Source organism: Geothrix limicola (genome assembly GCF_030268085.1).
GTDB lineage: Bacteria > Acidobacteriota > Holophagae > Holophagales > Holophagaceae > Geothrix > Geothrix limicola.
Genome location: NZ_BSDE01000008.1, coordinates 1 through 24,963, shown reverse-complemented (window position 1 = coordinate 24,963; position 24,963 = coordinate 1). Strand labels below are relative to the sequence as shown.

Genomic DNA, 24,963 nt, shown 5'->3' with positions numbered 1-24,963 from the left:
CTCCTGGAAGGGCCCGCCCACGGAATCATTCCGGAGGCCCGGTCAGGGCAAGAAGGGGATGTTCGGATTGAGAAGCGGCGGAGACCGGGGGTCGCCTGCGATCACGAAGGATTTACCTTACCATGCCAGTCAGGATTTGGCCATGGGCCCCGCCGCCGAATGCCTTATCGGGCCGGTGCCATTTTCGACATCTCCTCCCATTCCAGGATGTTGATGCTCTCCTGGACGAGGCGGCGCACATCCACGGGCTTGATGAGAAAGCCCTGGATATCCATCTGGCTGAGGCCCGCCACCATGGATTCCTCCCGGTGGACCGAGACCACCAGGATGGGCGTCTTCTCCAGGACCGGGTCCTCGCGGATCGTGCGGATGAGGCTGACGCCGTTGCAGCCCGGCATCTCCAGATCGGTGATGACGAGGTCCGGCCGGCCCTGGCGCAGCGCGCACATGAGGTCGAACACGCAGGTGGGCTCGGGCTCCTCCACCACATGACCCGCTCCCATCAGGGCTGATTTGGCGGGTAGTCGGCACAATTTGACGTCATCGATGACGAAAATCCGGCTCACGGGGCCCCCTCAAACTCCTATCGGGTGGGTTGGTCCGGCCCTGAACCGAAAAAAGCATCAAATGTTGGGGTATAGATCATGAGGCTCAGATGCACATGCGCCGGGCGGACCCGGCGCATGTGGAGCCTTGGGGTTTTGATATCAGTAGCCGCCGCCCCCTCCGCCACCGGTGCCCCCACCGCCCGTCCCGCCGACGCTGTCGGCCGGGATCTGGCCGCGGATCTCACCGCTGGGGAAGGCCGCACTGTGCACGTTCACGTACAGGCCGCCGCTGCGGAAGGCGGCGAACTGGGCCGCCGTGAGGAAGGTGTCGGGCGGCACCACCCACGCGCCATCCGCATCCAGCACCAGGGGGATGATGATGGGCCCCGCCACGCCCGTGGCCGCCATGTGGATGTGGGCTCCGGTGCCGGTGATTCCCGATACGACGACGCCGCCGCGCAGGGCCATGGTGTAGGGATCGAAGGAGAAGGTGCCGGTCCCTGTGGCTGTGGAGGTGTTGGCGGGCGTTTCGTTGGCGCCGCTGAGGGTGGTGGAGCGGGTCAGGCTGAGGCTGAGGTTGAATTGTCCCCGGATCTCGCCGTTGACGAAGGCCGCGCTGTGGACGTTGCCGTAGAGTCCGCCGGCCTGGAAGCTGGTCACCTGGGCAGCGGTGAACATGGATCCGTCAGGCACGTTCCAGACGCCCCCTCCGCCATCGGCCAGGGGCAGGATGATGGGCCCGCTCACCCCCACGTCGCCCTGGTGGATGTGGGAGGCCACGCCCGTGAAACCCTCGGAGCGGAGGCTGCCGTAGGCCTCACCGGTGGTGGGATTCACGGACAGGATTCCGGCGCCCACGCCCGTGCTGCCCGTGGCCGGGGTTTCCTGGGTTCCGTCCAGGGCAGCGAAGCGGGTGACCAGCTCGATCTGGCCGCGGATCTCGCCCGAGGGGTAGGCCGGGGTGTGGATGTTGAAGTAGTAGTGGCCGGCCTGGAGGCTGGCGTACTGGGCGCTGGTCAGCACGGTGCCGCCGGGGATGGTCCAGACGCCGCCCGTTCCGCCGCTGAGGGGGATGACGATGGGGCCCGCGACCCCGTCGGCACCTTCATGGATGTGGGCCGCCGTGCCCGCGATGCCGCTGGAGACCAGGGTACCCGTGATGGCCAGGGTGGAAGGATCCACCGAAATGGTGCCCGTGGCGGCGGCCGCGGACGGTGTGGAGGGCACCTCATCGGCCCCGCGCAGGGCCGCGGCGCGCACATAGGGCGCCGGAGGCGGGGGAGGAGGCGGCGGGGGAGCGGAGTAGCTGGAGCCCCCGCCTCCACCGCCACAGGCCAGGGAGAGGAGGAGACTTCCGGCGAAGGAGACGAGGGAGAGCCGAGCTGGGATTCGGGTGGAGATCATGGCGGACTCCGAGGATGCGGCCGGGAAGGGCCGATCCAACGATGGGGATTCCGCCGGGCCCGGGACAGCTCCGGTTGTGAAATAGAGACCCATCCGGTGCCGGTCCGCCCGAGGCTGCGCTGCCCATGGATCCGGTCCGGAGTTCGGTCAGGGGGCCGGATTCAGGTTGGAGATTCCACCCAGCCGCACCCGCCGCCCACCCGCGTGCACCGAGAAGATCTCGAGGCGCTGGGCCTCCACCAGCGGCATCCGGAGGAGGAAGCCCGTGGGCCGCTCTCCACCCGGGCGGTAGCCATCGATGCGCGCCGGGTCGGCCGCGTTCTGGAATTCGCCGCGGAGGAGGGTCGGATCCTCGACGGCCTGGCTGAACAGGACCTGGCCTTCCGGGCCATGGACCTCGACCTGCCACGCGGCCGGGTTTGGCAGCGGTTCGGGCGGCAGGGGGAGGTCGACGATCCGGCGCTCCGCCACGTGGAACCCGGCCCCATCCCGGGCGATGCGCAGCAGCAGGTGCTGCGCGGCCGGTTTCGCCGCCAGGGGCGCGGCGGCCACGGCCTCGTCCGGACTGGCCACCGTCACTGTCCAGGTGTGGGACTGGACCAGACCTTCCCGGCCCTGCCGGACCAGGGGGGTCGCATCGCTCAGACTGGCGCGGACTTCGTGGACGCCGGGCTTCATTGCGGGCAGGTCGTAGCGATCACCGGTTTCCTCCACGGCGATCCCGTCCACAAACCAGGCCACCTGCAGGGTGCCGGGGTTCGGGGTGGGGTGCGCGAGGGTGAAGGTCTGGGCCGCCCCCGCCGCGAGGTGGACTGGCGAGGCTGGCGTGGCTGCGTCGATGGGGCTCACCCGTCCGTAGACGCCCCGCACGATGGCCTCGCTGCACACGTCGCAGAAGCTGTCGTTCAGCGAGCGCATGCGGCAGGCGTGGCGCGGGCGGAAGACGCCGCAGGCGTGGTAGTAGGCCCCTTCGAAGAGGCCCAGGCAGTCCGCGTCGCCCCAGGTCACCGGCGTGGGGAGCGGCGTCCCGGCCTCGATCCAGAGATTCCACTTGATGAGGTCCGGGCTCTGCCGCGTCGTGACGTTGGGATAGGCCTCGAGGTTTTCCGGCAGGGGGCTGGTGTCGCCGGAGGCGTATTCGTCCGCCAGCCCGCCGAAGGAATGCCCGAGTTCATGCAGGGCGATGAGGCCCGAATCCGGATTCACGGAAAACACGGGGACGGCCCCGCCGGAGCCGCCGTAGTTCGCATCGTTGACGATGACGAGGGCCTTCGTGCATTCGGGCACGTGGGCGAAGGCCACGGCCTGGGCCCGGGCATTGTCCACCACCAGCAGGCGGTAGTCGGGGGGCTGGCCCGCGGGGTTGGCGTTCTGGAAGGCCGCGCCCAGGGCCGTGGGGCGCGTGACGCCGAGGCCGTGCATACCGTTGTCGGCCCCGTCCTCCTGGGATTCGACGTGCACCAGCTTGACGTTGAAATACCCGGCGTAGTTGCCGTAGGGCGCCGTGTCCCTGAAGGCCGCCAGCCAGGCCCGGGCATCCCGGGTGAGCTTGGCCTGATCCTGCGCCCTGTAACCGTCTCCCAGCAGGACCAGGTTGATCCGGTTTGCGGCATCACCCGTGGCCTGGAGCGTTTCCACCTGGAAGACCTGGGCGGGGGCGGCCGGGTCCGAGGCGGCCCCGTTCCGGGAGCCCCCGCCGCAGCCCGGGACGAGCAGGAGCAGGAGGGCCGCCAGGGATGTGCTCGGGATCCGGTTCATCCATCCTCGGGGCGGCGTTTGCAGAGGCCGGGAAAGGGATCGGAGGATCCCCGTGCAAGGTCCGACGGCCGCCCGCCCCGCTCGGGGACCGGCAGCCCACCCCCATGGAATCGGCAGGATTCCGCGGGCCTAAATCACAAATGTGGGGGTGCTATCGACTGGCCAACCGCGAGGCCACCTCGCCCAGGGGCCAGCTTTCCTGTTCGCCGGTGGCCATGTGCTTGACGGTGACCGTACCGCCTTCCAGCTCGCCATCTCCGAGGATGAGCACGGTCCGGATGCCCAGGCGGTTGGCCGAGGCCATGGCCTTCTTCAGGGCGCCGCCGCGGGTTTCGAGCTGCAGGGCCACGCCCGCATCCCAGAGGTTGCGGGCGAGCTTCAGGGCCTCCAGGGTGGCGCGGTCGCCGAGGGGGATCAGCAGGGCCGGGGTGCTGTGGGGCGCTTCGCCGCGCACCTGCTGGAGCACCATGGCCAGGCGGTCCAGGCCGATGGCCCAACCGAAGGCTGGCACGTCGGGGCCGCCCAGGTGCTTGACCAGCAGGTCATAGCGCCCGCCGCCCAGCAGCGCGCTTTGCGCGCCGAGGTCGGAGCTGAGCACCTCGAAGGCCGTGCGGGTGTAGTAGTCCAGGCCGCGCACCAGGCGAGGATTCTCCTCGAAGGGGATGCCCAGTTCGGTGAGCAGCACCTTGAGCCGCGCGTGATGCTTGGCCGAGGCCTCGTCCAGATGATCAGTGATGACAGGGTGCCCTTCCAGAGCTGCCTGGCACTTCTCGTTCTTGCAGTCCAGCACGCGCAGCGGGTTGGTTTCGATGCGGCGGTGGCAGTCCTCGCAGAACTGGGCTTCGCGCGCCGCGAAGAAGGCCCGGAAGGCCGCGTGGAAGGCGGGCCGGGATTCCGGCGTGCCCACGCTGTTGATGGAGAAGGTCAGGTTCTTAAGGCCCAGTTCCGTGAGGAAACTGTGGAGCATGAGCAGGCTTTCGGCCTCGCTTTCGGGCGTGGCCACGCCGAAGCTTTCGGCGCCGATCTGCCAGAACTGGCGGTAGCGGCCCGTCTGCATGCGCTCGTAGCGGAACTGCTGGCCGATGTAATAGAACAGCACGGGATCGCTGGAGTTCAGCAGCTTGTGCTGGATGGCGGCCCGCACCACGCCCGCGGTGTTCTCAGGGCGCATCACCACCTGGCGGCCGCCCTTGTCCGTGAACTCGTACATCTCCTTGTTCACGATGTCGGAGCTTTCGCCCACGCTGCGCTTGAAGACGTCGAGCTCTTCGAGGATGGGGGTGCGGATCTCGCCGTAGCCGTGGCGTCCGAACACGCGGCGGGCGGTTTCCTCGATATGCTGGAACCATCGCAGCTCTGTACCGAAGAGATCCCGCATACCTTTCACCGACTGGGCCATGATCAAACTCCCGAGCCTTCTGCTCGCCACCTTCAGCCTACTGTCTTGGAGCCAGACTCCCAAATCCGCCGCCCCGGTCCCGGCTTCAGCCCCGCGTCTCAAGGTGATGGTGGACCCGGGCCACGGGGGCGATGACGGTGGCGCCAAGGGGACCAAGGGCCTGAAGGAGAAGGCCGCGGCCCTCGAGATCGGCAGGGCCGTGGCGGCCAAGCTGCAGGCGGCGGGCTTCGAACCCCTGTTCACCCGGGAGGACGACACCTTCATCCCCCTCTGGGACCGGGCCAAGGCCGCCAATGCGCAAGGCGCCGACCTCTTCATCAGCCTTCACCTCAATGCGGCCCGGGCCAAGGCCGCCCGGGGCTCTGAAGTCTATTTCCTGAGCCTGGGCCAGGGGGATGACGACGAGGTGGCCGCCACCGAGAACGCCGGGGCCGGCGCGGCGCCGGGCGCCGAAGACAGCGTGGTGGCCAGCATCCTCGACGATCTCGCCCAGAAGGCCTTCTTGCAGGATTCCGAGCGCCTCGCCGTGGCCATCCAGGGTCAGCTCAACCGCCTGGCGGGCATCAAGGAGCGCGGCGTCAAGCAGGCCCCCTTCGTCGTGCTGCGCGGCGCGGCCATGCCCGCCGTGCTGGTCGAGGTGGCCTTCATCTCCAATCCCAAAGAAGAAGAAAAGCTGAAGGACGCGGCCTTCCGCGCCAAGGTGGCCGACGCCATCACCCTCGGCGTGCGCCGCTACTTCGCCCAGGCCAACGGCGGCGTGAGGCGCCGCATGGTGGGAGGCCCCAGCCTGGGCCGGCCCTAGGCGTTCACTCAGGCGGTTCGAGAAAAAGCTGAACCGCGAATGGCACGAATGAACGCGAATAGGAAAACAACGTCTTTCGCGGTTAAAGCTTTTCGGCCATCCGCTGGCCCTGGAGGGTGATCGAAAGGCGGGACAGGCGGTTGAATTCGTCGGGGTAGAGGTAGGCGCGGCGGGCCGCGCGGGTGGCGCCTGCCAGCAGGCTGGCCTTGGGATCCTCCGTGACCTGCACCTGGATGCCGGCCGAGCGGTGGATGCCGATGACCTCGGAGAGGCCCTCGAAGAATTCGATGCGGCCGAATTGGAAGAGCGGTGCGAGGGCGCCCGTGATGCGCACTTCGGAGACGCCGAGCATCTGGATGGCGCCGGCCAGGTGATGGCCGAGGAGGCGCGAGATCTCCCGCAGGGTCTTGAGAAATTCGGGATGCCCCGATTGGGCGAGGGCCACCAGGTCTTCGAGCGTGCTCACCTTCTGGTCGGCGAATTTCTGCAGCAGCACCCAGCCACCGGCGTAGGCCTCGATGCAGCCCTTCTCCCCGCAGTGGCAGCGCGGGCCCTGGGCGTCGATGCTGATGTGTCCCAGTTCGGAGATCATCCGGCCGCCGTCCTCGCCACCGTGCACCGTGAGCAACTGGCGGTTGCGCCCGAAGGCGAAGCCCAGGCCCAGGTCCCAGTACATCACGAGGGCCGTGTTGTTGGCGGGGATGCTCGCGACCTCGCCGTAGTAGTAGGCGGCGCCCAGTGAGTTCGCGAGGGTGGGCAGCTTGAAGGTCCTCTGCATGAGCTCGGAGACATCCAGGCCCTCCAGGGCCGGGAAGTTCACGGCCCGCCGCACGGCGCCGGTGCTGGAATCCAGCACACCGGGCAGGGCGGCGAAGGCGTTGCGCAGCAGCAGGCGGCGGGCCTTCACCTCTTCCATGGCGCGGGCCACGAGGGTGCAGACTTTTTCGCCGATCTTCTCGCTGCGGCGGCAGGCCCGCAGGCTGGCCCCCTGGGTGAAGAGGATGGTGCCGGTGAAATCCTCCAGCTGCACGTGGACGTGGGGCGGATCGAAGACGAGGCCGAGGGTGGCGTTCTGCTCGCGGGCCACCTCCCAGTGATTGCTGGGCCTTCCGGGGCCGCGGCCCTCGGGCTCGATGCGCAGCGCGCGCAGCAGACCCTCGTATTCCAGACGCTGGAAGTGGAGGTTGCAGGCGCCCTGGGAGAGCCCCAGCGCCTCGCTCGCCTCGCCCTGGGTGATGGGCCCCTTTTCATGCACCAGCTGCAGCACCCGGCGGGATGCCAGCATCTCATCCAGGCTGATCCGCTCGCGGATATAGGCTGGCAGCTCTTTTTTCTTCCGTGCCCTCATGCCTTAACCATACCCGGTTCCTGTCTCTTCATCGAAGCCCTCCGCTTCAGGCGCGTTCCCTATGACATCATCAAGATGCAGGGCCCGTGGCGTGGGTTCCTTTCCCTGGTCCTGTGCACGGCCTTGTCCGCGGGGCGTCGAGCCTCCCCCCGCCGCCAGGGCGGACGCACCGTGGCCGTGCGGATCACCGCGACCCGCAAGGGCCGCCTGCGGGTGAGCCGCACGGGCCTGGAACACATTCATTGGAACCGTCCGGTGCGGGATCGCGTAGGCTTTTGGGAACTAATGTTTCAGGCCGGCGACACCCTTGAGGGCCATTCATGAACCACGTTCCCACCGTTCTTCTCACGGGCGCCACGGATGGTATCGGACGGGCCCTGGCCTCGGCCCTGGCGTTGCGCGGCGCCAGGCTCCTCCTGCATGGGCGTTCCGAAGCCAAGCTGGCACGCCTCGCCGGGGAATTGCCGGGCTGCGAAACCCTGCGGGCCGACTTCGCGGATCTCACCGAGGTGCGGGCCATGGGCGCGCAGCTCGCCGCGCGGCGCGAACCCATCGACGTGCTCATCGCCAACGCAGGGGTCTTCATGACCGAGCGGGTGCTCACGGTGGATGGCTGCGAGACCACCTTCCAGGTCAACCACCTGGCCCACCTGCGCCTGATGCTGGACCTGCTGCCCGCTCTGCGGCCGGGCGGGCGCGTCGTGGTGGTGGCCTCCACCAGCCACGACAAGGTGCGCGCCGTGGATCTGGACAACCTGGACTGGCACCGCGATTTCGCGGGCTATCCGGCCTACGGCCTGGCCAAGCTGGCGCAGCTCGCCGCGGCCCTGGAACTGGCGCCGCGCCTGTGGGAACGCGACATCACCCTCCAGGCCCTGCACCCGGGCAGCATCCTCACCAAGCTCCAGGTGGCGGGCTGGGGCGGCGGGGGCGACCCCGCTCCCGATGCCGCCGTGGCCCGCGTGCTGGCCCTGGCCCTGGATGAGCCGCGCCCCCTGCCCACGGGCCAGTGGTGGGTGGAGGGCCGGCCGCGGGCCGCCAATCCCCTGCTTGACGACGCGGATCTGCGCCGTGCTCTGATGTCGCGGAGCATGGCCCTGCTGGAGGTGAGGACCTGAGATTCAGGGTCTGCGGAACAGGTCCCCAGGCGCGAGGTTCAGGGCTCCCGGCGCCATGTCCTCGCAGCGGATGTCGCGGCTCAGCAGATTGCCTTCGGCGCTGTTACCGCAGATCTCCACGTCTTCGCAATGGATCAGGCGGATCGCAGGCCGGTCCGCCAGCCAGGGGGTGAAGGCGCGGGTGCGCTGGATGCGGTTGTTCCGGAAGCTCAGGCCCGAGGTGTTGTCCGCATAGAGAATGGGCGCGTCGAAGACCTGGAAGGTGTTGTCCTCCACGCGGATGTTGCGGTGGACGAAGCGGCCCGGCTCGCGGCGCTTCGCCTCCGGGTAGACCACAACCACGGCTTCGGAGAACTGGCTGTCGGCGATGAGGCAGTTCTCGAAGACGTTCTGCTTCAAGAGGATGTCGGCCACGCCGCCGGATTCGAACCAGCCGTTGGCATCGCCGGGCACGCGGCGGGCCTCGTCCAGCAGGTGCTGCAGCGCGGCGGTGACATCCCGTCCCTGGTCCGGAAGCAGTCCGTGCTCCCGGCCTCGAAGGACCGGCGTGGCTCCGGCGAGGGGCCAGACGAGCAGGAGCAGGAGGGCGAGTGGGCGGGCCAGCATGCGGGGCACTGCAGGGGCGGCATCAGCCGCCGAGGGCCCGGATTGAGGACACGGGATGGGCGTGGGGCTGGGTGGATGTCTCAGTCGAACCACATGCTTTCATAGGGTGCCAGCACGACTTCAGTGGTGGTGCCATCCCCGCGGTGCACGAGGGTGCGCTGGGGATGGCCGCTGTTGTTGACCACCACGAACTGGCCTGTGGCGGGGTAGTAGGCGCACTCGGTATTCGGATTCTCGCTGAACCAGCGGCCGAATTCACGCTCCCGGTTGGCCGCCCAGAAGATGGCGCGGTGAAGCAGGCGGCTGTTCGTGAGGTCGTAGGGCAGGGCGCCGAAGTAGACCGAACGGCCCTCGCCGAAGGTCTTGGCGGCGACCATCACGTGCAGGCCGTTGGCCGCCAGCAGCTGGGTGGCGGGATCGCAGACGTAGACGAAGGTCTCGGGATTCCCGAAATCAGGCTGTCCCTGGAGGTCGGCGGTGATGAAGTGGGCGGGCAGCACCTCGGCCTTGACGGTGGCCGATTGCAGGGTGTGCCCCACTTCCTTGTCGACACCCATGACGTCCGCCAGTTGGAAGTAGCGGCCCTGGTGCTGGAAGGCACTGGGGCCGCGGCAGCCGATGAAGCCGCCGCCGCGGTGCACGAAGGCGCGCAGGGCCTCGACGATCTTCGGTTCGGCCCAGCGCCGGCCGCCGCTCCAGGCGGTTTCGGCATCGCCATCGTTGATGACCACGTCCACGTCGGCGGGGATGCCGTCTTCGGCCACCTCGTCGAAGCTGAGGAAGACCACCTCCACGGGCAGGCCCGCCAGGCATTCCAGCAGGTTGGTGCCGGCCACCTGGATGACGTCGGGGCGCTTGACGAGGAACTTCTGCGGGGCGCCGAAGCTGTTGATCCAGGCCTTCCAGGTGCCCCAGCAGTTGAGCACGGCGACCTTGATGGGCGCCTTGAGGGATTCGCCCCCGCCGGAGTTGGCCTTGAAGGTGCGGAACTCGTGGCAGAGGTCAGCCACGTGTTCGACGAAGTCCGGGAACTTCAGGGCCAGGCTCAGGTAGCCGCCGTAGCCCAGGCGGTCCACGGGCTTGCGCATGAGGGCGCGGCGGATTTTGATCCAGTTGCTGAGGCTTTCGCCCAGCGGGTCGCCGCCCTCGCGGAAGACGTCGGGGAAGAAGTAGGGGTAGAGGCGCAGCTCCTTCACGAGCCCGCCGGGCGTGTCGGAGATGCGGCGCAGGGCCACGCCGTCCTCGGCGGCGCCCACGTGGATATCGATGCCCATCTCGAGGAAGCTCTCCTGGAAGGGCTCCACGCCGATCCAGTGATCGCCCCAGAAGATGGCCGTGCGCTTGCCGCGGGCCTTGCACTTGTCCACCAGGGCCTTGCCGTACTTCACGACGAAGCGATGGATGAAGGCCATCCAGTCGCGGTAGCCCTTGGAGGGCACGCGGCAGGCGGCGTTGTAGTAGCCCTGGTCGACGAAATCCTCCGCCCGCAGGCGGTAGCCGTATTCCTTTGCGAAGTCCTCCAGCGCCAGCACGCTGATGGTGTCCTGGTAGCCGGTCCAGTCGCGGAATTTGTCGACCGAGTCCTGATCGGAATCCACGGCGAAGTGGTAGGCGAGCGTCGTGAGACGCACCACGTCCGTGTGCGGGTGCTCCTCCAGGAAGCGGTCGAAGAAGGCCATCAGGTGATCCCAGCACTCGGGGTGGTAGGGATCCACGCTGATGACGTGGGGCTTGGTCCAGCCGTTGGTGAGGTGGTTGTACATCGACGTCGTATCCCAGATCTGGAACACGAGGAAGTTCACGGTGTAGACGTGGAAGGGCGTGATGCCGCTGAGCGTCACGAGCCCCGTGGCCGGGTCGAAGACCCACTTCTCGACGGGCACGACCTCGCCCGTGGTGCGGTCGATGACCTCCCAGAGCGCCTTGGCGTCGTGCTTCGTATCGAGGATGTACTTCTCCCGGTAGAAGCCCGCCATGGGATCGATCACGAGGCCGGGACCGGTGGCGGTGAGGGGATCGCTCATGAGGAATTTCTGGGGGAGCTGATCCATGTGCGTGTGCGGGTAATCCTGGTCCGCGCGCACGAGGCAGGTGAGGGAATAGACCTCCAGGCCCAGGTCCATCACCTCCCCGGAGAGCTCGGTGCCATCGCTATCGCGGATGGCGTCCGCGCCCCACTGTCGTGCCAGTTCCACCACCATCGCCTCTTCGCCGACCTCGGCGGGGAGGGTGATGGATCCCGTGAGCGCGGGCTTCGAAGTGGTCATCTCAGACTCCTTCTAAAATCAGAACTGAAACCGCGAATGACGCGAATGGGCGCGAATGAAACGGAAATGATCTGAGGGCGCGGCTTGGGACTCGGCGGAAGGATTCCCGGTCGACCTTCGCACGCCCGAAGGGCGATTCGCGCCATCCGCGGTTGACGTTTTTTGAGATGAGCCGAGACGTCGCATTCAGGCGTGCTTCCCGGCGAAGTGGTCTTCGATCTCTTCGAGGGTGCGGCCCTTGGTTTCGGGCATGAAGAAGGCCGCGGTGAGGAAGTAGATGACCGTGCATCCCGCCCAGGCGAAGAACATGGCGTGGAAGCCGTAGCGGCCCACGACGGGCAGGAAGACGAGGGCGCTCACGAACTGCACGCCGTTGTTGAGCACCATGGCCACGCCCATGCCCGTGGAGCGGATGCGCGTGGGCATCAGCTCCGTGAGCGCGAGCCACACGCACACGCCAGGGCCCACGGCGAAGAAGGCCACGAAGAGGCAGAGCAGGGCCGTGACCAGCCAGCCCGTGGTCGGCGTGGGCGTGGGCCCCCACTTGGCGCGGGCGATCTCCAGGCGGACGGGATTCCGGGGGTCGGACTGTACCTTGAGCTTCTGCGCGGCGAGGATGCCGTCGGCCTGGGCCAGGGCCCGCCGCTGGTCGGCGCTCCACTGGGCTTCGGGAATGGCGCGCAGGGGCTCCGCGGCGGCGACCACCCTGAGGTCCTCGGCGGTGGGCATGAAGGCGCGGACGACCTTCTGCTCGGCGCCCAGGGTGTAGAGCACGGTCAGGGCCATGGGTCGGTCATCGACCCCGGGCAGGGCCACGCGGTGGAGGTCCACCTCGAGCTGGTTGTCCTGCACCAGGGCCCGGATCTCCGCATCCACGTCCTTGCGCTGGGCCTCGAATCCCCGGTAGACGAAGGCCGCGCCGCACAGGGTGGCGATGATGCCGAGGGTGCCGAGCTTGAGCAGGAAGCGGCGGCCGACCCTGTCCACCAGGGCCGCGCCGACCAGCGTCATGGCGCAGTTGAGGGCCGTGATGATCGTGAAGCCCAGCGTGGCGCTCACGGCATCCAATCCGGCGCCCCGCAGGATGATGACGGCGTAGGCGATGATGGAATTGATCCCAGTGGCCTGGGTGGCGGCCAGCACGACGCAGGCGAGGAGGAAGGGGATGACGTATTTGCGCTGGAAGAGGCTGTCCTTGGCGGAACCTTTCCCCGCCTGCGAGTCCGTGTGCTGGCCCATCTCGGCCATTTCGAGCGCGGTCTGCTCGGCGGAGCGGGAGAGGCGCAGGATGCGCTCGGCTTCGTCGGCGCGGCCGCGGCGGAAGAGCCAGCGGGGGCTTTCCTTCACGAGCAAGGCGCCCAGGCTGAAGATCAGGCCGGGCACGGCCGCCACGAGGAACATGTTGCGCCAGGCCTCGCTGTTGGCCTTGAAGGTGGCGGCCTGGAGGGCGGCGGGATCCGCCGTGTGCAGCTGCTGGGCCAGGGCGAGGCTCGCGGCGTTGCGGTTGGTGAAGAAGACGCCGATGGCGCCGGCGGCCACCATGCCCAGGGTGAGCATGAACTGGAAGATGGCCGTGCCGCGTCCGCGGATGCCCGCGGGCAGGCATTCGGCCATGTAGAGGGGCACCACCACGCAGATGATGCCGCCGGAGAGGCCCATGAGCACGCGGCCCAGCAGCAGAGGCAGGAAGCCCTGCGAGGTGTAGATGAGGAAGATGCTGAGCACGAAGGCGGCGCCGCCCGCGACCATCAGCTTCTTGCGGCCCAGCCAGTCGGCGAAGAAACCCGCGAAGAAGCTGGCCAGCACGCCGCCGCCCGTGTAGATGGCGACGATGAAGGAAAGCTGGGCCTCGCTGACCTTGATGGTCTTGTTGAGGAACTCCAGGGCGCTGCCGATGATGCCGAAATCGACGCCCGCCAGCAGACCGCCGAGGCCCGAGATGAGGAGGAGGAAGGGCAGGTAGCCCGGTCGGGCGCCGGCCTGTTCCGAGGGGGACCGCATCAGTGCACCTCCTCGATGAGGAGGTCATCGATGACGAGGATGCCCTGGCCCTTGGTCTTGGCGATGCCCACGAACCAGTCGTCCTGGGAACCCGTGCTGAAGGTGGTCGTGAAGGTCGCGGGCTTCCACGTGCCCTTCGAGATCTTCGCCGTGTGGCCGGCCTCCTTGGCCGCCTCGCTGCCCGCCTGGAAGCTGAACCGGTCGGCGCTGTTGGCGAGGTAGCTGAAACTCACGCGGTACTTGGTGCGGGGCTTCAGGGCGAGGGTGGCGGGCACGGTGCGGTAGACGAGGCCGTCCACATCCTCGTTCCAGGTCTTGAGGCTGAAGTCGCCGCGCAGGGTGTCGTCGGTGTAGGGCTTGTGGGTCTCGGAGAGGTGGGTCTGCATGGGGCCTTCGAAGGCATACATGAAGGGGCCCCAGCCCTCGTCCACGTGTTCGAAATCCTCGAAGAGCACCACGCTCTTGGCCTTGGCGGGGGGCTTGCTGAGCTCCGTCGCCACCAGCCGCACGTCGTCGAAGCGGACGGCATCCTGGCCTTCCCCGGCGCTGAGGGCCAGCACCGCCTCGCCGCTGGAGGGCGCCTGGAAGATCACCTTCATGCGGTGGTAGCGGCGCAGATACTTCTGGGACTGGTCCGTGTAGTTGGGCAGCACGGTGCGATCGATGCTGCGGCTCACCGGGCTCAGCGCGGTCTGGGGGGCGGGCAGGCGGTGGCCGAGGAAGTCCAGCTCGGCGCAGGTGGCGAGGTCGCCGCCCTTCAGGGCCGACTTGGCCACCAGACGGAAGAAGCGGGCCTTGGCCTTCCGGGCGAAGGGAACAGTGGCGCGACCGGAGGCATCGTAGCTGAAGCGGCCAACCGCGGCCTTGGTCCAGGCTTTGCCATCCAGGCTCGTGAAGGCTTCGAAGGCGTCGATGGTTCCTTCTGGGAGGCCTGGCCGCGCGGTCTGGATGAAGCCCTCCAGCTCATGCGCGTCGCCCAGGGACACGTCGAGGGTGTGCGGGAACTTGGCGCTCTTGGCGGGCTCCTTCTTGTTGACTTGGGATTTCCAGAAGGTGTTCGGATCGCCGTCGAAGAGCTTCTCGGGATCGTTGCCGTTCTGGCCCCGGCCCTGGCTGATGAGGGTCCAGGCGCGGCGGTCCAGGGCGGGCTCCCGGAGCGTGGGCTGGCTGGGCCGCACGGAGAGCGTGGCCTGGCGGCGGCTTTCGATCTCCACCCACACGGAGGCGGCGTAGGTCTGACCCGGCTTCAGTCCCTTGACCACCTGCCGGACTTCGCCCGGGGCGGCCATCACGAGGTGGGTCTGGGCGAAGGCGTCGTTCTCGATGCGCACGGCCTCGCCGCCGGAAGTCTTCGTCCAACTGGTGAAGCCGTGGCTGTCGAAGCCGGGATCCTTCACGAGGCTGCCCTCTCCCCACTGCATGTCCGGCAGGGAGCCGGGATCCTCGCGGTAGAGGACGTAGGGCGTGGCAGCGGCGATGCCCCCGAGGGTGATGCGGCCCTCCTGGATGGGTACGGTGCGCTCGAAGGTGCGGCCCAGGTCCGTGAGGCGGTAGAGGCGCGCTTCCTTCAGGCCCTTCCAGGAGACGGGCAGATCCCATGTGGACTCGCCGCCCTGGTCGCTCCAGTGGTAGATCTTCGTTTCCCGGACCGGATCCCAGGGGATGAAGCAGAGGTTGTGCTCGGGGCGCGAAGCGGGCTTGGGGTAGGTGCAGCTGTTGAGGAGGTGGCCTTCGGCGCTGTAGAGGCGCGCCACGCCGTCCTTCACTTCGGAACGCACGCCGGTGGCGAAGCGGGCCTCGGCCTCCGTCTGGCTCATCAGCGGGAAGTGCTGCAGGTACTTCGTGGGCAGGTTGACGGTGAAGGCCGAACGGATGGTGACGTTCATGTCGTGCTCGGCGTGCCAGCCCAGGAAGCCGTCGCTGTTGGCGCCGCGCAGCAGGGGCGTGTGGCCGAAGGTGTCCTTCTGGTGGTTGAAGACGAAGCGCGCGATGACGCTCTGGTCGCCCGCGCCCCAGATGGCCTGGGTCCAGTCGTTGGCCACGTGGTTCCAGATGACGGCGCGCTCCATGGTGCCGGGGAATTCCGTGTGCTGCATGATGCCGAGGCCGTTGGTCGTCGTGTGCATCTTCCAGCCGGGCCAGCCCATGCCGTAGTACACATCGAGGTAGGCGAAATCGAGGAAGGGCAGGTCCTCGCGCATCTCGCGCAGGCGCGATTCCACGGCGCCCGAGGCCGTGTCCTTGTGGTAGTTCGTGAGGTAGGATTCGTCCAGCCAGGACCAGCCAATGGCCTTTTCGTCCACCAGGTCGGGGCGGAAGTGCTTGGCCTCCTTGTGGTACTCCTGGGCGTTGATGTGGACGCCCGACAGCACGCCGAAGTCGTGGCCGCGGCGCATGGCGAGGTTCAGCTCCTCGCGCCCGCCCTGGCGGCGGCCCACGTTGCCACCGTAGTCGGGATGCGAGCTGTCGTGGCCCTCGCCGGCGAAGCCCTTGTACTGCACCCGCTGGCCCAGGCCGTCCGTATAGAGCCAGACCTTCTTGAGCTGGTCGAGGCCGCGCAGGAAGGGCGTGGTGGCCTGGCTGGCGAAGTTCATGAGGATGTGGGCCAGGGGATGGGTGGGGATGGTCTGGGCGCCGTAGGGCGTGGGCAGGATGGCGCGGCTGGCCACGGCGGCGTCCTGCCATGTCACGCGGCCGTCGCCGTTGACATCCTCCACCACGACGACGCGCAGCTCGGGTTCCCAGGTGGTTTCCTTGCGCACGGCGCGCCAGGTCCAGGTGCCGGGGGCGATGCTGAGCGTCGCCTCGGCCCCCTGGCCCTCCACCTTCAGCTGGAGGCGGTCCTTCTCGATGAGCGTGTTGGCGTAGGCGCCCACGGCCAGGCCGCCGCTGCAGACGAAGGCGTAGGAGGCGCCCCGGACCTCGGGCTTGAATGAGGACACGGGGCCGATCTCGTCGTCATCCTCCTTCTTGCCGGTCTTGTAGGAGTGGAAGGGCAGGCGGGCCACGGCGGCCTCGTCGCCGCCCCTCGCGGCCATGGTGACGAGCCCCGGGAGGGCCAGGGTGTAGAGCGGCTCCTCGCCCGCTTCCACGATGTCGGTGACGCGGAAGAGGACCGTGTTCCCTTCGACCTGGACGCGCAGGGTGCAGCTGATTTGGGCCGTTTCGAAACGGAGGCTGTACTTCGCTTTGCCGGGGCCTTCCTGGCGGAACGTCACGAGGGGCTCGCAGGCCTTCCCGTTGACGAGGGCCAGGCGGCTTCCCGGGGCCGACAGGATCATCTTCCCCCGTCCCGACGTGTAGCTCTGGATGCCGGGGAAGGCCGGATCCAGGGCCACGGAGAGCTTGTCCGAGGACAGCGTCTCGGCCTGGAGGAGACCGCTGAGGGCCACCAATGTGAATAGGACGCGGGCTGGAGTCATGGTGGTCTCTGCGGCGGCGGTGCGGAATGGGACCGGGCGGGGTCCGGTGAATGACGGCGCCCGGTGCGGGGGCTATGCGAAAAGGGACGTCAGGTCGGCTTCAGCGGAGAGGATGCGCGTCTCCGGCTCCGCGGGGAGGAGCTCGGCACCGTTCCAGATCCGCAGCCCATAGAGCGTGGCGAAATGGAAATCGGGTGCGGCGCCGCCTTGCCCGCCCACCAGCTCTCCGCCGCGACGCACGTTGTCGCCCATCCAGGCGGGCAGGTGCAGGTGGTAGGGATTCCGCGCCACTTCGCCCTTGTGGAAGGTGATGGCCGCGACGAGATCCGCCACGTCTTCCACCGTCGACTCGATCATCAGGTTGGGCTTTTCCATGGGCGCCCAGAATTCCGTTTCCACCACGCGGCACTTGAAGTCGGGGCCGAGGCTGCGCAGGGCGTCCACCACCAGCAGGTGGGTGCCCTGGTGGGTGCTGTTTGCGTCCCCGAGATGAGGGAAGCACACGGTCTTCGGCCGGTGGGTCGAAAGCAGGTTCGCGATGATGGCGACGGCCTTGGCCCAGGCTTCCGGCGCATCCTGGCGGCCCTTGGGGTTGATGCCCGCGAGGCCATGCTCCTGCGTGGTGACCAGGTCGAAGCCGAGGAAGGCGCAGGCGCCGCGCATCTCCTCCAGACGCGCGGCCTGGCGGGCCGCATTGCTGCCCTGCGTGACCGCCACCACCAGCACGCGCTGTCCCGCCTCGCGAAGCAGGCGCAGGGGCAGGGCGCCCACGATGGATTCGTCATCGGGGTGGGGCGAGAAGACCATCACGAGGGGCGCATCCGTACCCGGGTGGACCGGAACGGGCGAGGTGAAGGCACCGAGGGGCAGGGCGCGGGCGGTGTCCTGCACGCGGGCCAGATCCTGCACATAGGTTCGGTACGGATGGCTCATCGCGATGCTCCGGCCCTGGGCAGGCTGGCGGCGGCCACGGCCTGGCCCACCCGGCGGCTCTTTTCGTCGGGCAGGAAGATGGACAGGCGCTGGGCCAGCTCCGGGAACTCGGCGGCGAGCACCTCCTTGGCTTGGGCGAGGATCAGTTCGCCGCCGGGGCCCGAGGTCACGCGGCCCAGGATCATGGCGTGCTCCATGTCGTAGAACTCTGCGTACCAGGGGATGACGTAGCCCAGGTAGATGCCGATGGTCTCGAAGATCGCTTGGGCGGCGGGATCGCCCACAGCCATGCGTTCCTGCACGACCTTCAGGCGCTCGGGCAGGCCCATATCATCGGGGAAGGTGATGCCCGCGGGCCCCGCCAGCTTGTTCACGGCCTGCTGCGAGAAGTAGGCCGCGCCGATGCCCGGATTGCCGGACCAGTCGTCGGTGCCCGCCTCGGGATTGGCGTCCACCGGGGCGAAGGCCAGCTCGTTCAGCCAGCCCGTGATGCGGCCCGAGCGGTCGAGAAATCCGGCGGCTTCGCTCGATCCCATGGCGATGCCGAGGATGCCCGAAAGGCCCAGGGACAGGGCCCCGGCCAGGGCCGTCACATCGCCGTCGTTGATGACTTCGATGGGGATGCCCCACTCGGCCTGCAGGCGCTGGAACAGCGGCCGCACCTGCTCCTGGAAGGTGCTTTCGGGCACGGCGCGGAACAGCGAGGCGACCATCACCTGGTTGTCCACGAGGATGCCGGCGGAACTGCCGCCGATGGCATCCACGCGCGGAAGGTGGGAGGCGGCGAGCCTGAGGCCCTCTTGGATGCGCGTGTAGTGGTAGGCCGGGTCGGGCTCCACCTTGGGATTCCAGGGCAGCTCGGTGCTGAACACGGCTTCCCCATCTTTCACGGCCGCCACCTTGTAATCGCTGGCGCCCAGGTCGAAGCCGATGCGGCAGCCGTCCAAGTGGCCGCCCGATACCGAAGGACTGCTGGTCGCCTCGGGCATCTCCGGGGCGGGCACGATGCGAATTTCGAAGGGTTTGCCGAAGGCCTGGCCCATGAGACCGGCGTCGAAGGCGCGGGCGCCGTCGGGCGCGTATTCGGCCGCCACGGCCCGGCACAGCTCGTCGGGACCGGAGAGCACGACGCGCCATCCGCCGCAGGACCACAGCATGAAATTGAGCATCCACGATACGTAGCGGAGGTTGTCCGCATCACGGCCCGCGACCTTCGGGAAGATGTCGAGATCCTTCCTGGAAATGCGCTCGGGGGACTGTTCCAGGGCGATGCAGACGCGGTCCCGGCTGCTCTCCTCCGCGAGCACCCGGCGGTAGGTGCGCAACCCCAACGAGAGGGGCCTGAAGCCGGGATCCAGCCTGGGCCGGCGTTTCGGCGCGGCGTTGAACAGGCTTTCAACGAAAGAGGGATGCGTGGTGGTCATGGGATGGCTCCTCAGCGCCCCGATGGCGGGCGGGCAAGGTGATGGTTCAAAGGACGGATTCAGTCCTGGCTGTTCGGCACGACCTGAGGCAGGTCCGCCGGCCTCGCGGGGCGGGGTTCCGCAGGCAGACTCATGGTGTCCCAGAGCTTCGTCCCCAGGTTCTGGGTGGGGCCGCCGGTGGCGAGGAAGTAGCGGCCATCCCGGATGCCTGCGTCGATGTTCAACACGGGATTGCGGTCCGCGGTGAACTTGGCGCGGTCGAGCAGGCGCCACTCGCCCTCGAGGCCGAGCGCCCATCCGGGCCCGTAGGCCGCCTGGCGCACGAGCTTGGTGGAGGCACGGTCGCGCTTGAAATCCTCGACGAAGGAATAGTAGTCCTTCAGGGCCCGGCCTTCGGTGACGGTGCTGAAGGTGACAAGCTTTCGCCAGGCCTTCCGTGCGGGATCGAAAACCCAGCCGCTGAACTCCGTGCGGCGACCGATGGGCTTGGCGCTGACCATGAAGCGGTAGGTCACGCCCACTTTCCAGGGGAAGGGCAGGAAGCTCTGGCCGCCCGTGCCTTCGCCGCCGAAGCGGCCCACGCGGACTTCGGGGTCCTGGTGGCGGAGGATCACACGCTGGCCGTCGGGCACGGCGCCCGGGTCGTCGCCCTTGTAGGCGTCCCAGACGGAGAAGATGATCTGGCGATGGCCGTCATAGCCTTCCTGGATGCCGAAGTAGCCGTCCTTCCAGCCGCAGACCATGAAGTAGGTGCCGAGGGCGGTCTTCTCGACCTTCACTTCGTTGTAGAAGGCCAGGCTTTCCGGGGCCGGATAGCCGAGGTGGACCGAGCGGCAGGCGATGTCCTTCAGCTTTTCGTCGGCGCGGAGGGAGAGCGGCGCGGCCGCCAGGAGGAGGAGGGTGGCGCCGCGGCGCAGAATCGAGCTCATGCTTTGCCGCTCCAGTGACCATTCGTGAAGTCGGGGAACTTCTGCAGGGAGCCGCCGCCCTTGACGCTGGCGATGGAGAGGGGGAAGGGCGCACTCCAGGCGGCGGCGTCGTAGACGTTGAAGTCCGGCGTCAGGCCCTCGAGCATGCACTCGACCACGCGGTAGCACATGATGTAGTCCATGCCGCCGTGGCCACCGTTCTTGCGGGCCAGGTCGCCCACGCGTTTCCACAGTTCATGCACGTACTGCTCGCGGTAGGGCTTCAGGGCGTCTTCGCCTTCGATCCATTCGTGCTTGCGGGTCTTCTTCGCCACCTCGTCGAGGTAGAGGCGCTCGGGGTAGTCGGCGAAGGCGCCCTTGGTGCCCTGGATCATGTTGTGGCGCGTATAGGGGCGGGGCGAGACGGTGTCGTGCTGCAGCAGGATGGTGCGGCCCTTCACGGTGCGCAGGATGCTGGTGTTCATGTCGCCGCAGACGTAGTGCTCGCCGCGGCCCTTGAAGCGCTCCTGCTGGTCCTCGCTGAGGGAGGCTTCGAGGCTGGACATGGAGACGAGGCTGTCGAGGCGGTCGCCCTGGTGGATGCCCATGTACCAGCAGACGGGGCCGAGGCCGTGGGTGGGATAGAGGTTGCCGTTCTCCTTCGTGTGCCAGGCTCGGCGCCAGGCGGCCTCGCTGACGTAGCGGCCCTCCTTGTCCTGCTCGTTCATGACCATGCGCAGGTTGTGGATGTAGGCGGCTTCGCCATGGGTGATGGTGCCGAAGAGGCCCTGGCGCGCCATGGCCAGCACCATCATCTCGTTGTCGCCGTAGCAGCAGTTCTCCAGCATCATGCAGTGTTTGCGGGTGCGTTCGCTGGTGCGGACGAGCTCCCAGAGCTGGGGCATCGTCACGCCCGCGGGCACCTCCACGCCCGCATGCTTGCCGTGGTTCATGGCGCACAGCGCCATCTCGGTGTGCCATTCCCAGGGCGTGGCGATGTAGATGAAATCGAGGTCGTCCTGCTTGCAGAGGTTCTCGAAGTCATGGGGGCCCTTGGCGTAGAGCCGGGGCTCCGGCAGGCCCTTCTTGGAGAACCGCTTCTTCGTGAGTTCGATCATGCGGGGATCGATGTCGCAGACGGCGCGGATCTCCACCTTGGGCACGTTGAGCAGGTCGCTCATCACGCTCTGCCCGCGGGCGCCCGCGCCGATGATGCCGATGCGGACCTTGTCGACCTTCTCAAAGGGCACGCCCATCATGGTCTTGGGGGCCACCGCGCCAGACTTGGTGGACTTGGATTCCCCGGCCAGGCCAATGGTCGCGGTGGCACCTGCCAGGGCGCTGGCCTGCAGGAAGAAACGGCGTGAGATGGCGGACTGGCTCATGGGACCTCTGAAACGAAAAAGCCCCGCCCATCGAGCGAGGCCTGAACCCAGGGGAATGGCGCCTTCGGAGTGTCGGGCGCGGCACTGGAGCGGCGGTGCTGGTGGGTGGAGCTGGGCATGCGCGGGCGATCGAGAGGGCGGGAAGGGAATCCCTGGCGGGCAAGGAACCACCACGAAGGCTCGGGGGTTCCAAGCCTTCGTGGTGGCGCATTCAGTTCAGAAACGGTAGTTGGCCTGGAAGGTCCAGTAGGCCGGGCGGCTGGGGTTCAGGCCTGGCGTGTAGTCCAGGTCGGCGCGGCTGCGCCACTGGGTCTGCGTGAAGCCCGTGGACACGGACCAGTCCTCGTTGATGACGTATTTCACGCCGAGGCGCCAACCCAGCTTCCAGTTCTGATCGCCCTGGTTGGCGGTGACGGGATCGCCGCCGCGGCGCTCCACCTGCCACTGGTGGATGGAGGGGCCCGTGTAGATGCTGAGGGGCGTGCCGTCGATCTTGTAGTTGAGATCGACACCCACCAGGTTGGCGGCCAGGTTGAAGGTGCTGGCGTCCGTTGTCTCCTTCCCCGGCAGGATCTGGTGGCCGAAGTAGGTCAGGAAGGAAACGCCGTAGCCTTCGGGATGGCTGAGGTAGCCCACCTGGAAGCCGTAGCCCTTCATGGTCTGGCGGTTGAGGTCGAGGGCGTCGCCGTGGGGTGTGAGGATGGCGGCGGAGAGGACGATGCCGTCCTTGTCCTGGGCCCGGAGCGAGGCGGCGGAGGCGAGGGCCAGCACCGCGGCGAGACTGCTGAGGATCTTTTTCATGGTCATGTCTCCAGGTCTTAGAACCGCAGGCCGGCTTCAATCGTGAAGGCGCGCGCCGTGTTCCGGGCGTTCCCGATCGCGACGTTCGACAGATCCGACGAGGCGCGCCATCCGTGGGTGAGGTAGTTCGGGGAACCGTAGACTTCGGTGTTGTCGGTATAGGCGGGGACACCGTTCCAGCTGCCGTCGCTGTAGCCGCCCATGCGGACGTTGAAGGGGTTGGTGACCTCGATGGAGACGAACACCTTGGCGCCGCGCTTGACCTCCAGCTCGACGTCGTACTTCAGGGAGTTCGTGAAGACCTCCTCCTGGGTGAAGCCCGGCTGGACGAGGGTGAGGGTGTTCCTCAGGCCGAGGGCCTGGGGCGTGGCGGGGGCCCAGTTGCCGGTCGGGTAGCCGACCTGCATGGGGGTCGAGCGGTAATCCGGGCGACCGCTGATGTAGTTGACGCGGAAGCTGATGCTCGACTTCACCTTGGGACGGCTCAGGTCATAGACGAACCAGGCCTTGGCGTTGTGCTCGGGGTCCTGCAGCTTGACGGGGTTGTAGGCGTCGCGCGGGTAGAGCGTGTCATAGAAGTCGCGGAAGTTGCCGTAGGGCGTACGGTCGGCGCTGGGGCTGTCGTTCACCGATGCGGCGTTCGTCATGGTGCGGGCGTAGGTGTAGTTGCCGGCGAAGCGCAGTTTCTGAGTGAAGGGGATGCTCCATTCCAGCTCGAAGCCCTTGTAGGTCTTCTCGGCCTGGGGATCGTTCATGGTGGTGCGATGGTAGATGCTCTTCGAGATCGTCGGATCTGTGGGGCTCACGAGCAGCGAGCTGGCATAGGTCGGGAAGGAATCGTAGAGGTTCTTCCAGGTCTTGTAGACGAGGGTGGTGCGCCAGGACATGCCGCTGGCGTAGCTGCGGCGCAGACCCACGGTGTACTCGGTGGCGATGGGCGCCTTCCAGTTCGGATCGAGGATGAAGGTGCCCGGGCCCGAGTAGCTGGCGAGCTTCTTGTAGTTGTTCAAGTCGAGGATGGCGCTCTTGTCCACCAGGTAGGGGGCGTTGGGGTTGCCCGTGGGGGCGGTGCCGGTCCAGTAATAGGTGGAATCGTAGGCGAGACGGCGGTCCACGAACTGCTGGAACTGGCCACCGGGCACGCGGTTGTGGAACTGGCCATAGGAGGCGTTGAACACGCGGCTCTGGTCGCCGAAGACGTCCCACTTGTACTCGAAGCGGGGCGTGATCACGCTGTAGCTGTGGAGGGTTCCGCGGTCATCCTGCAGCTTCATGGTGTCGCTGCGCAGGCCGGCCATGATGCTGTGGTTCTGGTTGAGGGTCCACAGATCGTTGATGTAGAAGCTGGTGGAGGGCTGGTAGTAGGTGCCGTTCTCGTTGCCCGTGAAGACGCGGACGCGCGGGATCAGGTTCCGCTTGCCGTTGTCGAAGAGGGTCTTGGAACCCGCGCCGCCCACATCGGAGTAGAGGGCCTGCCAGTTCACGACGATGTACTTGCCGTTCACCGTGGCGGGATCGATGCCGCCGGTTTCGGCCAGAGTGTAGTCCGTGGCCAGCTGGCCGGGCACGTAGAAGTTCCGGGGCGGCATCTGGGCCAGGGTCTGGGTGTCCCACTGGAACTTCTGCCGCTCCATGCCCACATCGATCATGTGAGTGGAGGAGCCGCTGCTCAGGATGTGCTCGTAGTTGATGACGAGGGTGTCGTCGAAGAAGTTGTCACCGCGATCCGACGTGGCGCCGTTGGTCCACTTCGCCGCGGAGCCCTTGTCGTTGAGGTCCATGTAGGAGTTGGCGATGTAGTTGCCATTGGCGTCGGGGATGGAGCTCTTCCCGTAGCGGACCATGATGGGATCCGTGGGCGTGGTGGGGTGGGGCCAGAGGCGGTTGGTCCGCCCGAAGCGGGCCTCCAGCACGCCGGAGGTGCCGATGATGCCCTTGTAGGCCAGGTCCCAGACGCGGGTGCTGAGGCCGTCCTGGCCGCCCCCGGCGGTGCTGATGGGGTTGTAGCCGTACCAGGTGCCGCGGTAGTCGTTCTGGGTGTAGTTCCACTCCACCTGGTGATTGGTATTGACCTGCCAGTACAGCACGAACTGGTTGAAGGTGGATTTGGACGTCACGGGTTCGAGCACGTTCTGATCGTAGGTGTTGGCGCGGCGCAGAACGGATCCGTTGGGCAGCTTGAAGTAGGTGCCCGCGGCATCCGTGGGCAGGGCCGGCTCGTGGATGAGCTGGTCCATGCGGGTGGTGGTGGGATGCATGGGCGAGTAGGTGCCGCCGAAGGCGAAGGTGATGTGATCCTTCCAGATGGGGCCGTGGAAGACCACGTCGTAGGTGCGGGAGGAATCATCGGCGTAAGGGTAGGGCACGGACTGCTCGCCCAGGCGATTGGGGTAGTCCACGGGCGTGGCTTCCATGCCGCCCGCGTAGTACTTGGCGCGGATGCTGCCGCCGAAGGTGTTCGAGCCCTTCGTGGTGACGAAGGAGACGATGCCGCTGTCCGTGTTGCCGTAGCGGGCGTTGAGGGGCGACTGGATCACCGCCACGGACTCGATCATGTCCTGGATGGTGGTGTCCACCAGGTCGTAGCCCCAGGCCTGGTCGTTGATCATGGCGCCGTTGAGCATGAACTTGGTGCTGTTGCCCGAGCCGCCGCGAATGCGGGGCGAGCCGCCCGGGTTGGCGATGCCGGGGGCCAGGAAGGTCACAGCGTCCAGGTTGCTGGACATGAGCTGGTTGATCTCTTCGATGGCCATGTTGGTCTGGGTGACCGTTTCCGTCTTGTCCACCTGGGTGGTGGCCGAGACCACTTCGACCGTGGCCTGCTGCACCTTCAGGATGT

At 67.4% G+C, this 24,963-nt stretch carries 17 protein-coding genes; 2 read left to right on the top strand and 15 right to left on the bottom strand.

Features of this window, described 5'->3' with window-relative positions; translation table 11 throughout:
- Positions 1–164: 164 nt before the first annotated feature.
- The 4 genes from QSJ34_RS16490 to hisS all read right to left on the bottom strand — a co-directional run bounded on the left by QSJ34_RS16490 (position 165) and on the right by hisS (position 5,109).
- Entirely contained in the window at positions 165–566 is a 402-nt protein-coding gene (locus QSJ34_RS16490) for a response regulator (protein WP_285577344.1), read from the bottom strand.
- A 141-nt stretch (positions 567–707) separates the two neighbouring features.
- The gene (locus tag QSJ34_RS16485) at positions 708–1,952 is read right to left on the bottom strand and encodes a CHRD domain-containing protein (RefSeq protein WP_285577342.1); all 1,245 of its coding nucleotides are present in this window, start codon (positions 1,950–1,952) and stop codon (positions 708–710) included.
- Positions 1,953–2,099: 147 nt separating this feature from the next.
- Positions 2,100–3,710, bottom strand: coding sequence for a M64 family metallopeptidase (locus tag QSJ34_RS16480; RefSeq protein WP_285577341.1), 1,611 nt, complete (start codon positions 3,708–3,710; stop codon positions 2,100–2,102).
- Positions 3,711–3,861: 151 nt separating this feature from the next.
- The gene (hisS, locus tag QSJ34_RS16475) at positions 3,862–5,109 is read right to left on the bottom strand and encodes a histidine--tRNA ligase (protein WP_285577340.1); all 1,248 of its coding nucleotides are present in this window, start codon (positions 5,107–5,109) and stop codon (positions 3,862–3,864) included.
- Here hisS and QSJ34_RS16470 point away from each other — a divergent pair.
- Entirely contained in the window at positions 5,108–5,911 is an 804-nt protein-coding gene (locus tag QSJ34_RS16470; RefSeq protein ID WP_285577338.1) for an N-acetylmuramoyl-L-alanine amidase family protein, read from the top strand. The two genes, hisS and QSJ34_RS16470, sit on opposite strands and share 2 nt — an antisense overlap.
- An 82-nt stretch (positions 5,912–5,993) precedes the next feature.
- Here the strand turns inward: QSJ34_RS16470 and QSJ34_RS16465 are convergent, their stop codons facing one another.
- A complete protein-coding gene (locus QSJ34_RS16465) occupies positions 5,994–7,259 on the bottom strand; it encodes an ROK family transcriptional regulator (protein ID WP_285577336.1) in 1,266 nt (421 codons plus the stop codon).
- 320 nt (positions 7,260–7,579) lie between these two features.
- On the opposite strand from QSJ34_RS16465, the gene QSJ34_RS16460 reads away from it, so the two are divergent.
- Complete coding sequence (locus tag QSJ34_RS16460) at positions 7,580–8,377, top strand: SDR family NAD(P)-dependent oxidoreductase (RefSeq protein ID WP_285577334.1); 798 nt, start codon at positions 7,580–7,582, stop codon at positions 8,375–8,377.
- A gap of 3 nt (positions 8,378–8,380) precedes the next feature.
- On the opposite strand, the gene QSJ34_RS16455 is transcribed toward QSJ34_RS16460, so the two are convergent.
- From QSJ34_RS16455 to QSJ34_RS16410, 10 genes are all read right to left on the bottom strand, one after another.
- Positions 8,381–8,983, bottom strand: a complete 603-nt coding sequence (locus QSJ34_RS16455; protein WP_285577332.1) for a hypothetical protein — start codon at positions 8,981–8,983, stop codon at positions 8,381–8,383.
- Between the two features lie 80 nt (positions 8,984–9,063).
- Positions 9,064–11,250: a 1,3-beta-galactosyl-N-acetylhexosamine phosphorylase gene (gene gnpA, locus QSJ34_RS16450; protein WP_285577328.1), complete on the bottom strand. Its 2,187-nt coding sequence runs from the start codon at positions 11,248–11,250 to the stop codon at positions 9,064–9,066.
- Between the two features lie 186 nt (positions 11,251–11,436).
- Positions 11,437–13,251 carry an MFS transporter gene (locus QSJ34_RS16445; RefSeq protein ID WP_285577325.1) on the bottom strand — a complete coding sequence of 605 codons (1,815 nt, stop codon included), beginning with the start codon at positions 13,249–13,251 and terminating at the stop codon, positions 11,437–11,439.
- Positions 13,251–16,673 (bottom strand): endo-alpha-N-acetylgalactosaminidase family protein, encoded by a 3,423-nt coding sequence (locus QSJ34_RS16440; protein WP_285577322.1) that lies wholly within the window; start codon positions 16,671–16,673, stop codon positions 13,251–13,253. The genes QSJ34_RS16445 and QSJ34_RS16440 overlap by 1 nt, the downstream gene beginning before the upstream one ends.
- Before the next feature lie 72 nt (positions 16,674–16,745).
- A complete protein-coding gene (locus tag QSJ34_RS16435; protein WP_285577319.1) occupies positions 16,746–17,606 on the bottom strand; it encodes a PIG-L deacetylase family protein in 861 nt (286 codons plus the stop codon).
- On the bottom strand, positions 17,603–19,030 hold the full coding sequence (locus tag QSJ34_RS16430) for a hypothetical protein (protein ID WP_285577316.1): 1,428 nt from the start codon (positions 19,028–19,030) through the stop codon (positions 17,603–17,605). The genes QSJ34_RS16435 and QSJ34_RS16430 overlap by 4 nt, the downstream gene beginning before the upstream one ends.
- A 59-nt stretch (positions 19,031–19,089) precedes the next feature.
- Complete coding sequence (locus tag QSJ34_RS16425; protein ID WP_285577313.1) at positions 19,090–19,959, bottom strand: DUF3472 domain-containing protein; 870 nt, start codon at positions 19,957–19,959, stop codon at positions 19,090–19,092.
- Positions 19,956–21,323: a Gfo/Idh/MocA family protein gene (locus tag QSJ34_RS16420; protein WP_285577311.1), complete on the bottom strand. Its 1,368-nt coding sequence runs from the start codon at positions 21,321–21,323 to the stop codon at positions 19,956–19,958. Before QSJ34_RS16420 ends, QSJ34_RS16425 begins: the two co-directional genes overlap by 4 nt.
- 216 nt (positions 21,324–21,539) lie before the next feature.
- On the bottom strand, positions 21,540–22,130 hold the full coding sequence (locus tag QSJ34_RS16415) for an outer membrane beta-barrel protein (protein ID WP_285577308.1): 591 nt from the start codon (positions 22,128–22,130) through the stop codon (positions 21,540–21,542).
- 11 nt (positions 22,131–22,141) lie between these two features.
- The coding region (locus QSJ34_RS16410) for an outer membrane beta-barrel protein (protein WP_285577304.1) at positions 22,142–24,963 on the bottom strand (2,822 nt) is incomplete at its 5' end.